The organism is Anaerozeibacter quisquiliarum (assembly GCF_051162045.1).
GTDB lineage: Bacteria > Bacillota > Clostridia > Christensenellales > Aristaeellaceae > Anaerozeibacter > Anaerozeibacter quisquiliarum.
Map to the genome: position 1 here is coordinate 1 of NZ_JBISDI010000062.1, position 11532 is coordinate 11532.

At 62.7% G+C, this 11532-nt stretch carries 11 protein-coding genes; all 11 read right to left on the bottom strand.

Annotated features, from left to right (window positions below; translation table 11 throughout):
• Positions 1-2579, bottom strand: a 2579-nt coding sequence (locus ACH6CV_RS17535; protein WP_456359515.1) for an InlB B-repeat-containing protein, incomplete at its 3' end; no start/stop codon positions are given.
• A gap of 78 nt (positions 2580-2657) precedes the next feature.
• Entirely contained in the window at positions 2658-3893 is a 1236-nt protein-coding gene (locus ACH6CV_RS17540; RefSeq protein WP_456359516.1) for an SH3 domain-containing protein, read from the bottom strand.
• A 296-nt stretch (positions 3894-4189) separates the two neighbouring features.
• Complete coding sequence (locus ACH6CV_RS17545) at positions 4190-4891, bottom strand: hypothetical protein (protein WP_456359517.1); 702 nt, start codon at positions 4889-4891, stop codon at positions 4190-4192.
• A gap of 295 nt (positions 4892-5186) precedes the next feature.
• The gene (locus tag ACH6CV_RS17550; protein ID WP_456359518.1) at positions 5187-6395 is read right to left on the bottom strand and encodes an AfsR/SARP family transcriptional regulator; all 1209 of its coding nucleotides are present in this window, start codon (positions 6393-6395) and stop codon (positions 5187-5189) included.
• 36 nt (positions 6396-6431) lie between these two features.
• Positions 6432-7484: a type IV pilus twitching motility protein PilT gene (locus ACH6CV_RS17555; protein WP_456359519.1), complete on the bottom strand. Its 1053-nt coding sequence runs from the start codon at positions 7482-7484 to the stop codon at positions 6432-6434.
• A 53-nt stretch (positions 7485-7537) separates the two neighbouring features.
• On the bottom strand, positions 7538-8008 hold the full coding sequence (locus tag ACH6CV_RS17560; protein WP_456359520.1) for a hypothetical protein: 471 nt from the start codon (positions 8006-8008) through the stop codon (positions 7538-7540).
• Complete coding sequence (locus ACH6CV_RS17565; RefSeq protein ID WP_456359521.1) at positions 8005-8415, bottom strand: hypothetical protein; 411 nt, start codon at positions 8413-8415, stop codon at positions 8005-8007. The genes ACH6CV_RS17560 and ACH6CV_RS17565 overlap by 4 nt, the downstream gene beginning before the upstream one ends.
• On the bottom strand, positions 8412-8900 hold the full coding sequence (locus tag ACH6CV_RS17570) for a DUF4860 domain-containing protein (protein WP_456359522.1): 489 nt from the start codon (positions 8898-8900) through the stop codon (positions 8412-8414). The genes ACH6CV_RS17565 and ACH6CV_RS17570 overlap by 4 nt, the downstream gene beginning before the upstream one ends.
• Entirely contained in the window at positions 8897-9247 is a 351-nt protein-coding gene (locus ACH6CV_RS17575; RefSeq protein WP_456359523.1) for a hypothetical protein, read from the bottom strand. Before ACH6CV_RS17575 ends, ACH6CV_RS17570 begins: the two co-directional genes overlap by 4 nt.
• Positions 9248-9539: 292 nt before the next feature.
• Entirely contained in the window at positions 9540-10598 is a 1059-nt protein-coding gene (locus ACH6CV_RS17580; protein ID WP_456359524.1) for a type II secretion system F family protein, read from the bottom strand.
• 37 nt (positions 10599-10635) lie between these two features.
• The gene (locus tag ACH6CV_RS17585; RefSeq protein ID WP_456359525.1) at positions 10636-11463 is read right to left on the bottom strand and encodes a transglutaminase-like domain-containing protein; all 828 of its coding nucleotides are present in this window, start codon (positions 11461-11463) and stop codon (positions 10636-10638) included.
• Between the last annotated feature and the right edge of the window lie 69 nt (positions 11464-11532).

Below are 11532 nucleotides of genomic sequence, written 5' to 3' on the forward strand. Positions count from 1 at the left end.
TGCTCAACGGAACCCGTCGCCGTGATCGTTCCGCCGTTGTCGATCGACGTCGTGATCGTGTACTTCTTCAGCTTCCACTTCGCAAAGAGATCGTTGCTGTCGGTATTGTCCACGCGCGCGGACGAACCTGCGGCGAAGGAAGTCCCCTTGCCGTCCGCCTGGGTGTTCCAACCGATGAAGTCGTAGCCATCGCGCTGCGGAAGACCCACGACAGCGTCATAGCCCAACACCGTGATTTCGCTGTTGTTGATACCCGCATCGACCGTAACCGTTGTATCTGTGCCAAAATTCGAGTGATAGGTCACAGAAACCGTCGCGCCTTGCGGGACGTAGATTGCGGTGAGCGTCACGTTGCTGTTGTAAATCGGGACGCTGTCGCCGGGGTAGTACTTGCTGTCCGGCACAGTCGCATCCGTCCAGTAGGCAAACTGCTCCCCGTTCGGCACGGTGATCCCGGTCGGGAATGGCTTCGCCTTGGCGCCGGTGCCGGTCTCATAAGTGTTGTTGTCCACCGGCGCATCCCCGGTGACCGACCCCAGGCCGTATATGACCCGGTAGGCGGCGTTCCCCGCAAAAACGGCGTAGACCTTGGTGTCGGTATCGCGCGGCTGCTTGATGTCGATCGGGTTGCTGCTTCCGCCAACCACCCACTTCGACACGGTCTTCCCCGCATCGTCGATTGCGGCCTTCGCATCCCCGTAGGCATCGGACGCCTCGACCGAGGTGCCCTTTCCCTCGTTGCTGGAGAAGGGGTTCCCCTCGCCCTCGCCGATGTCGACCGTGATCTTGATCGTCGGCTCCTGCCAATAGGCGTAGAGCACGAGATTGCTGGCGGGCATCTTCTCGCTTGCAAAATTGAACTTCTGGCCATCGGGACTGGTGATGTTTGCGGGCGCAACCGGGTACCAGCCCTTGAACACAGCATTGGCACTAAAGCTGGAAGGACGACTGGGCGTCCAATTCCTGCCAGACAGAGACGCCTCATACGCTACCTGCTCGGAGGTCTGCGAGCCGTAGTTGTTAAATGTCAGCGCGTACTTGTTGCGAAGGTAGTAGAGGGAAACCTCTTTGTTATGAAAATCCTTTATGTCGCCACTAAATCCCGCCTCTTGCTTGCTCTGGCGAGTAAAACCGTCGATTGGATGGTATTCCTCATCATAGGTGATAAAGTTGAAATACGTCTTTACATCCTTGAGCAACGTCCATGCAGTATCGTCCACATTCCGCACATAGTAGTGGATCGTCTTTTCAGTCTGGGAACTCTTATCATACAAGTCAAAAGTGACATTCTTACCCGGCATCCGATCGAGGGTCTGAAGCGCATAATAATAATCTGATTCCGACTCCGCCTTCCATGCGCGCCCAACATACCCAGGAACAGGGAATTTGTCAGAAATCTTGGCGTTATACTTGGCGTTGATGGTATGGACGGGGACCCATTTCCCTTTAACCCAATGCCAACCTTCGCGATGACCGTCCTCCCAATCCCTAAACGTCAGCGTGTACGACTTTCGCGCAAAATACACGTTCAGCACCGACGACCCGTCGGCCGCGAGGGTCACGGTATCGGAATTATTGAACATGAAGTGTGCGCGGTCGGTTACGCTGTTCGGCAGCGCTCCGGTCGTCGCGTTGAGCGTCAGCGCCGTCCCCGTATCAGCCGTTTTGGTGACGTCGGTCGCGAGCACGGAGTAACCGGCGTCGTCCGCGTTCTCGCCCCAGTAGACGACCGTGTATTTGACGGAAGCCGGATTCCACTTGGCGAAGATGGTGGTGTCCTTGGTGGGCGTGATGCTTGCCCCCGTCGGCCCGGTGTACTCCGCGTCCTCATACCAGCCGCCGAAGGCATAGCCGACCTTGGTCGTTATTCCGATGGTGGCCTCGTCCAGGCTCAGCGGCTGTCCGTTTTGCACATGCTTCGACGCGAGCGCCGTGCCACCCTGGGTGTCGAAGGTAACCCACCAAATCGGGGTTGTTTCCGGCGAGACGTATGTATCCTCGGTCACCACAGTGTCGGCGGTAAACGCTGTATCCGTACCCTTGATCTTCCAGCCGGTCACAAGCATCCCGGTGGGCTGGTAGTCGGTTTCGAGCGGAAGGGTAACCCTGTAATCAGGGGCCTTGGCTTCCCGCGTGGCGATGACATTCGCGCCGTCCACATCGAGGAAGTACACGTGGAAGACCTTCGAGAATTTCGCGTACACCCTGACCGTGGCGCTCGCTTCGGGCGCGGCCGTGGGGCCCGGCGTATACGCTTCGCCGCTCTCACTGCCGATAAACCAGCCGACGAACTTATTGCTCTCATCGGATGGGTCGGTCGGCGTCGCGGGCCTCGGCGCGGTCACAGAACCTTCGATCGCTTTTACGATCCGCCTATCGACCTGTGTTGCCCCATTATAGAACTCATAGGTGACGTATACGCCGTCGCCCGGCGTAATCATCATAGCCATCTGCTGGGGCGAAAAGGGTGCGCTGTTGTCCACGGCGATGACCGCGGCCAGCGCATTCAATGGCAACATGGTCATCAGCATGACCGCTGTGACCAAGAGCGCCGTCAGCTTCCTGAATCTATTAAACATGGAAGGCCCTCCTTCGATGTAAATACATCTTATCTCCTATCTGCGTCCGGCGGGATCGCCGCCTGCCCGGGGCTTGATCTACCCCTCGTCGGAAACCGTCACCGTCGCACGGTAGAAGCAGGTGTAATTATCCTCGTTGAGCTCAAGCGCGTAGCTGGCTCCAGTCGCGCCGGGAATGTCGCTCCAGGCGCCGGCAGACGACTGGGCAACCTGCCACTGGATTTCGTAGTCGAGCCCCTCATATCCGCTCAGGATCGCGGTGAGCACGATCATATCGCCCTCGACGAGGTCGCCCTCCCCGTCCCGCTTCGCTTCGATACGGATCGACCGATCGTCGGGCAACGGCTTTTCTTCTTCCTCTTCCACCACGACAACCGGCTCCCCGTTCTCGTCCAGCTCCAGGTTGCCGTCGTCGTCGCGCTTATACTGCACCTCGCCCTCCATGGGTTCCAGCGGGATCGGGTTGCCATTTTCGTCCAGGATCAGGTTGCCGTCCCCGTCGCGCTGGTACTTCGATTCAAACGGGGCGGGCTCGTCCTCTTCCACCACGACAACCGGCTCCCCGTTCTCGTCCAGAACCAGGTTGTCTTCCTCGTCGCGCTTATACTGCACCTCGCCCTCCATGGGCTCCAGCGGGACCGGGTTGCCATTTTCGTCCAGGATCAGGTTGCCGTCCCCGTCGCGCTGGTACTTCGACTCAAACGGGACTTCGGTCGGTTCCTCTTCCGGCTCGTCGGGCTGCTCCGCTTCGGCGGGCATTTCGGTTACGAACCGCGCGTTTACGTAGCCCTCCTGGCCGTTGTAGGTTACCTTTACCCAGTCGCCCGCGCGCTCGAGCACGGTCAGCCGCGCGCCGCGGGGGATCGAGGTAATGATGTTGTCCTCGGCAATCTCAGGTGTGCGGCGCAGGTTCACCTTGCCGTCCTCTTGCTCGGTCACAACTTCGTACTCGGGCTCCGCGGGCGTTTCCGGCTGCTCGGGCTCGCCCGGCTCGTCGGTGTCCGGATCGGTGCCCGGGTCAGTACCCGGATTGGCACCCGGGTCAGTGCCCGGATCGGCACCGGGCTCGGTGGCCGGTTCCTCTATGCCCGGTTCGGTATCCGGGTCAGTGCCCGGCTCGGTGCTCGGCTCGCCCGGCTGCTCCGGAATTTGGCCCTCGTCCGCATCGTCCGGCGTGGGCTGCGGCCGCACAATCCGGCCATTGAGGTCGACGGGCTTTGAGTAGGTTTCCTTGGCCAGCGCCGTGCCCGCCACGCCCACCAGCATCGCAAGCGCCATCAGCAACGCCCACAGCCTCTTGATTTTGAATGTCATGTCGCTTCCTCCTTATCTCTACTTGCAAACTGCAAAATGCTTGTCCTGGAAACGGTTCCTTCCCCATTCCCCTCCTCGGAGGGGTGCCCGCGGGCGGGGTGGTCGTTCCTTACCTGACGGGAGCCGGGGCCGCGCCCTGCGGGGGAACCACCCCGCCCCTGCCGGGGCACCCCTCCGAGGAGGGGAATGGGATGGGCCGCTGCGCCGGGGAGATGGGCCGCTGCGGCGGCGGAGCGGCCGCCCCTTGAAAGAGCTTGCGCCGGAACCGCTGTTCCGGCGTCCTCTGTGCCCTTTGACTACGCTTCCGTGATCACAACGGCCTGCCACTGATAACCGGCGTTGTCCTCGGTTACGATAAAGTCGTAGGTGTCGCGCGTCTCGCCGTTGATCGTCTGGAAGCCGTTGCCTTTGTTGACCTGCCAGGCCAGTTCGTAGTCCGTGTTCGCGCCGCTGACGATCGCCCTGAGCGTCACCCTGTCGCCGATCGCGATGTCGCCCTGGTTTACGATCTCCACCCTCACGCTGCCGGTGAATTCCACGACTTCGGTCGGTTCCGGCGTGGGTTCGGGCGTCTGCTCGGGTTCGGGCGTCTGCTCGGGTTCGGGCGTCTGCTCGGGTTCGGGCGTCTGCTCGGGTTCGCCGGTCTGCTCGGGCTCGCCGGTCTGCTCGGGCTCGCCGGTCTGCTCGGGTTCGCCGGTCTGCTCAGGCTCGCCGGTCTGCTCCGGCGCGGGCGTCTGCTCGGGCGCGGGCGTCTGCTCGGGCGCGGGCGTCTGCTCGGGCGCGGGCGTCTGCTCGGGCGCGGGCGTCTGCTCGGGCGCGGGCGTCTGCTCGGGCGCGGTTTCTTTTACGGCCTCCTGCCTGGTTTCATCCTGCGCCACCGGCGCGGACGTCGGGGCCGGCTCGATCATTCCTTCTTGCTCAGCCATTACCGCCACAGCGCTTAAGATCATCGACAGCACCATCACGATGGCCGCGATCCACTTCATCTTACGCTTCATTTTATTTGCCCTCCTTGTCATCGACGGGGTGTGTTCCCCGATCCATGTTCCAACTTACATCCTCATTATAGGGATGGGCGGTTACGAGGGCAGTTACATATTTTTCCAGCCCAGGATTTTTTTGTTAAGAATTGGTGCCGGCAAATGCGACCGAATGCGCGGTTTTCACCCTGTTTTCGGTATTTATTGTGCAAAAAACCCCGATCGGTGACATGCGGGTTACTCGGAGAGCCGGTCTCCCGCCTGATCGGGGTATCGTAAAGGCACGCGCCGAAACCGACGCGTGCCTGTTTTTTTACTTCAAGGTGTTCTTCCCGTCGCTCGAAAGCGGCCCGACTCGGTAGCTGAACATGATGCTGGAGTTGGGGTAGCGCCGGTAGAAGAAGCGCTTGACCCGCTCCATGACCATGTTGCCGGTGGTGTAATTGACCGTGGGCAGCAACAGCGCATACAGCGTAGGGCTGAAGTGGGTGATCGTGTCGCCCTTGCGCAGGTTGGCCTTGAGTATCTCCAAGAGTCCCTGCATGATGTCGTTTTGCTTGAGCGGGTTCATGGCGCCGCCGCTGACCGAGCTGATCATAATCAGCCCCAGGAACATCGTCGAGCCCAGCCGCTCGAGGTTGCGCATCTGCAAATTGAAGATTTCCTTGAACACCGCGTATTCGCACACAAACGCACCACGTACCTCGCCGTGCTCGCGCAACTCGTTGCGAATGGTGTCCAGGTTGAAGTCGAGCGTCTTGCCCGCCTGTACGATCTGCTTGTAAAACTCCTGGATCGCCGCCGGCGGCTGCACGCCCAGGTAGCGGAAGTGCAGGTTGGTGACATGCTTATATTGAAGCAACGCCTCGTTGTTGCGCTTGGCCTTGGTCAGCGCGCCCATCAATTCCAGGTGCAGCTGCTCGTCGAAGGCGTCCACGTCCAGCGCCGCGCGGCACACATTAATCATTTCGTCGTACTGCTCGCCCGCCTTGAGCAGCTCGACGTACTTGTGCACCGTGACCAGGTACTGGTTGTGCAGACTGACCGCGCGCGCCAGCGCCCAGTCGGTCTGCTCGCCGCCCTGCAGCAGGTCGCCGGCGTACAGCTTAATCACCCGGTTGTAGCGCTCCTGCGCCTCGGGGGTCAGTTCGGTCACGCCACCCAGCTGCGAAAACAACTCGTCGATCTCGTACGCGTCGATCGACATGCCCTCCATGCACTGCCAGCGGTACGCGCCGCGCTCGGCCACGATGCAGCCGCCCAGGCCTTCATTCGCCCGGTTCAGCACCGCGCGCATGCGGCTGACCAGCGTCTTGAGCGCGTTTTCCGGGTTGCTCGACTGGTCGTTGGTCCACAACGTCTCGAGCAGCCGGTAGTTGGGCACCGGCTCGTTGCGGTGCAAAATCAGGTATTGCATGAGCGCCACGCCTTTGCGCGACTTGCTGACCAGTTGATCCATCTTCTGCTCGCCGATGTAGATGGCAAACTCGCCCATCATCTGTATACGGATAACCTCGCCCATTGGAACGCGCTCCTCTCGATACCGAATCTGGTCGGTTTATAGCTTCTTTTGCATCAGTTCGGGGTTGGCCGCGTACAGCAGCGCGTACTGGTCGCTGATGATGCCCTCCTTATACAGCCTGAGCAGGTCGGCGTCGAGCGCGATCATGCCCTGCGCCGCCCCGCCGTAGATCACGTTGTCGATTTGGTGGGTCTTGCCCTCACGGATCATCGACTGGATCGCGGGCGTCACCATCATCACCTCAAACGCCGGATACAGGCCCCCGTCGGTCGTCGGCATGAGATGCTGCGACACCACGGCGCGCAGCACCAGCGACAGCTGCACCCGCACCTGCGCCTGCTGGTTGGCCGGGAAGGAATCGACGATGCGGTCGATGGTCTTGGCCGCGCCCACCGTGTGCAGCGACGACAGCACCAGGTGCCCGGTCTCGGCGGCGGTGATCGCGGTTTGAGCGGTTTCGTAATCGCGCATCTCGCCCACCATGATTACGTCGGGCGCCTGACGCAGCGCGGCGCGCAGCGCAATCGAGAAGCTCTCGGTATCCGCGCCCACCTCGCGCTGGCTGATCACGCAGCGCTTGTGCGGGTGCAGGTACTCGATCGGGTCCTCGATCGTGATGATGTGACCGGCACGCTCGCTGTTGATCCGATCGATGATGCAGGCCAGCGTGGTGGTCTTGCCCGAGCCCGCCGCGCCGGTGACCAACACCAACCCGTTGTTCTGTCGGTACAGGTCAACCACGGAGTCGGGCACGTGCATCTGTTCGGGGTCGGGCAGCCCGAACATCACCAGCCGCAGCGAGGCCGCCAGCGAGCCGCGCTGCCGATAGGCGCTGCACCTGAACCGACCGATGTCGCTAATCGAGAATGAAAAATCGTCGTCACCCTTGAGCGCCAACCGATCGAATAGCCGCGGCGCGATGGCGTATGCCTGCCGGAGCAATTGCTCGGTGTCGGGCGGCGTCAGCTTGTCTCCGGGCACGGTCACAACCTGGCCGCGCACCTTGTACGTCACCGGCGCGCCCGGCACAATGAACACATCCGACCCGCCCAATTCCACGACCTTGGTCAACACATCCTGCAATCCCACAGCGCATCCCCCTCGTCGCCCGTTTGTTCATAGCTACCCCGCCTGTAACCGGATCAATCAGCCCCAAGCAACCCTTCGATCGGCTGATCCTCCCAAGTCATGTCGCCCTCGAGCGTCACCGATGTCACCCGGTAACGCTCGGCCGCGCCCGGCGGCAGGAGCTCCACCGCCATCACCAGCGCCCGCCCCGCGCCCGCGTCGGCCGTGAACCGCAGCACATCGCCGACCGGCATCCAACCCTCTGGCAGGTTATGACGGACCGCCCCGAAATAGCCCTGCTCGTCCGCATGTTCCGCGCGCGCCGCAATCAGCGCGCTGTCGAGCGCCGCCAGCGCCCGCTGCGTGCGCGCGTCGGCATCATAATAGGAAGCAACCATCTCGCGGCTCCGCTCCGCCAGCCGGTAGTCGGCGCGCGCGCCGATCAGCGCCAGCAGCGAGAGCACCGTCAGACACAGCACCACCACGATCATGATTAGCGACGCCGCCCCCGGCCCGATGCGGTAGCGCTGCGCATTGCGAATCATTCCGCCACCGCCTTATCCGGCACATACCAGCTCGCGGACAGGGATGTCAGCCGCTTCTCTCTGTCGTGCACCGACACCTCCACGCTCCACAGCCGTCCGGCCGGCAGCGCCTCGTCCGCCAGGTTAATCAAAATCTCCGGACTCCGGTCTGTTTTATTGGTCTTGCGCCAGCCGCCCGGCTCGGACGGCGCAAAACCGACCGAAGCCAAGTATTGTTCCGGTTCGTCGGACGCGCGCAACCCCTCGACCGCGTCCTGCGCGGCGAACAGCGCGCGGCCCAGCGCGCGCCCGGACGCGCTGAGTTCCCCCGCCTTGAGGAACATGCCCAGCACGACGGCCCCCGACAGCGCGAAGAACAGCAGCACGATGATGATCTCAAGCAACAGCGACGAACGGCCCTTGCTCATGCCGTCGCTCCTTTCCGAGAGCGCAGCGCGACCTGCGCGCGGTAGACCCCCGAACCCGTGCCCACCTCAAAGGAGACGACGCCGTCTTTGAGCTCAGGCTTGAAGTAGTCCGCCGCCGCGAGCGGCTCGCCTTCCTCGAGCGGAATCTCGTCGTCCGCCGCCGCGAACAGCTCGTACAGCCGTCCTTGATGGCAGTAGATGCTGGTCTCATACCATTCGCCGTCGATGTCGTGGCGGATCACCAGCATGGGCACGCCGTCCTTCTCATCCACCCGAATCCGGTCGGCACAGTCGTTCATGCGCACCTTGTTGAGCGGGTAGTTGAGCAAGATGCGCTCCTCGGCAGAGAGCGCCGCGCGCTCGGTCACGGCGCGGTAGGCCCGCGCGCCCAGCAGCACGAGCAGCGTAGACAGCACGGCGAACGCGCCCAGCAGCGCGAAAATGAACACGCCCGATATGGCATGCGCCCTTTGCCGCCCGATCACTCTTCCGTACCTCCTGTGCCCGCCAGACCCCTCGCAATCACCCGGATGCCGGGCATGATGTTGGACGCAAACGCATCGTAGACGACCAGGCAGCGCTCCGCATCATAGCGAAGCCCGTAGTGTTCGCGCAGGTAGTCGAGCTTTTGAGGGTAGTGCCCCTCCACCGCATAGCAGGTCAGCGCGGCGCGCTTGACCGCGCCGTGCACCATTTGCAGCTGCCGCTCGTCCGCGCGCCGAGCGAAATTGCCCACGATGCCCATGACCAGCGCGAGGACCAGCGCGAACACCGCGACCGACGCGATGATCCCCCGCGCCCCGCGCAAACGCGCGCCGACCGATGCCCGCATGTCCTCACCGCCTTTCGCCCGCGCCCCTCTCTCGGGAGGCTTGGAGGGCCGAGGCCCTCCCTGTTCAATCATTTGTGCCGGCATAGCTAGGCAAATGGATTCCGGCAAAGGGCGAGAGTGCCCTTACTCCATTCGCAATGGCCGCCCCGCGCCGTTGGCGTGGCTGCTCGCGTGATGCCCTTCGGCATCGCTTGCGCATCGGGCTGACGCCCTCCGCAGGAAATTCAGCAATCCGGGTCCCCCGTTCCCCACCCACGCGAAGACGGCCGCAGCCGGATTCGCGTGACCAGCATCATACGATACTGGAGATAATGCCCGCCATCGGCAGCATGACCGACAGCAGGATCGCGCCGATTACGATCGACAGGAGCGCCACCAGCGTTGGCTCGATGATCGACACCAGCCGCGAGATGCCTTCGTCCACTTCTTCCTCATAGCGGTCGGCCACCTGCGCAAGGCTTATGTCCGCCTGCCCGGCCACGCAGCCGGTGCGGATCACGCGCATGCTGAGCCCATCGAACAGCGCGCACCGCTCGAGCGCGTCGGCGAAGGACAGCCCCTCGGCCACATCCCGGCCCACCGCCTCCACACGCTGGCGCACCGCCTCGTCGCCTATGATGGCGGGCGTCATTTGCAGCGCCTCCTCGATCGGGAAACCGCTGCGCAGCATCATGGCCATCACCGAGGCGAACCGAGCGGCAAAGATACGCTCGCCGAGCTTTTTGAGCGGCGGGAACAGCCGAGACAGCGCGCGCAGCGCCTGCGACCTGAACCGCGTGCGCAGCAGGACGGCCGAGACCAGGATCAGCACCGCGGCCAAGCCGACCGCAACCATGACGCCCTTGCCGACGCCCATGCCGAGCTGCATCAGCGCGCCTGCCCCGCCCCCCACCGATAGGCCCATACCGCCGAGCGCCTGCTCGAAGATGGGCACCACCTTGAAGGTCAGCACGGCGATCACACAGGCCATCATGGCCATCAGCACCAGCGGGTAGGCCGTCGCGCTTTTCACGGCGCTGCGCACCTGCGCCTCGCGCCGGTAGTGCGCCGCCAGCGATTGACATACCTGCTCCAGCTTGCCGGTCCGCTCGCCGATGGTCGCCATCTCTACCATATATTTCGGAAAAATCCCGCTTTCTTTGAGTGCCTCGCCGAACAAGCCCCCTTCGGTCACGCGACGGCTGACGGCGGCGTAGGCTTCGCCGCCCCGCGCACCCCCGCAGGTCTGGCTGAGCGCCTCCAGGCCGTCGTGCAGCGGCATGCCCGCGCTCAGGATCAGCGCGATCTGGGCACAGAACGCGCTCGTCTCCTCAAGCGAAACGGCGGCGCGGCGGCTTTGTTCGATGGGCATGTCCGCTCTCCCCCTCCATCGTTAAATGATAGGTCGGCTAATAATAACGCTCGGCGGTGTACGTCTCGGGTTTGGCGCCGGTGATCGCGCCGGTCAGGTCGATGCGCTTGAAGGCTCCGTCCACATAAACCTCGTTCCAGGCGTGGTAGTTCCGGTCGGCATAGCCGATCACGAGCTTCGTCGGGATGCCCTGGACGCGCAGCATGGCCGCGGCCAACGCCGCGATATCAAAGCATATGCCCTGGCCTTCCGACAACAACAGGTCCACGTCGGGCAGGTAGCCCTGCTCAACGGTCATGGCGCGCACGTAGTGATACCGGATGTTGCCGGCGATAAACTTGTAGACGGCACTCACCTTGTCCATATCGCCCGCAAGCCCCTCGCACAGCTCCAATGACTTGGCCACCGCCTGGCTGTCCTCGGTGTACCAGATGTACTGGTTGGGGCACAGGAACGGCGCGTGCTCGCGCATCTCCTTGACCGAGAACGAAACCGATGCCTTGGGCGCGTACCGCGAGCCCTTCACCTGCTCGTACAGCTGCAGCTTGTACTTGCCCGCACCCATCTGCAGCGAGTACACCTCGTAGTCGCCGCGCCCGTTCTGGTCGTACTGGTACGCGGTGTCGCCCTGAGCGACGCGGGCCTTGAGTTTCTTCTTGCTGGGCTTGTACTTGGCCATGATGTAACCATCTTCGGCATGGCTGGCGTCGACAACCGCGCCGCTCTTCTTGTAGGTCGTCTTGCCGGAGGCGTTCGGCCACACGGCCCCCTCCGCCCACACCCACAAGCCCGCGAGCAGCAGAGCCGCCATCGCGACCAGCGCGCAGGCGCGCCCGCAGCGCTTTCCCAGCTTATTGCGGTACATGCCATAATCCTCCAATTATTGAGTATACCAATGATCGAAAGATTTTGCAATAAGCGAGTGACGTTTATT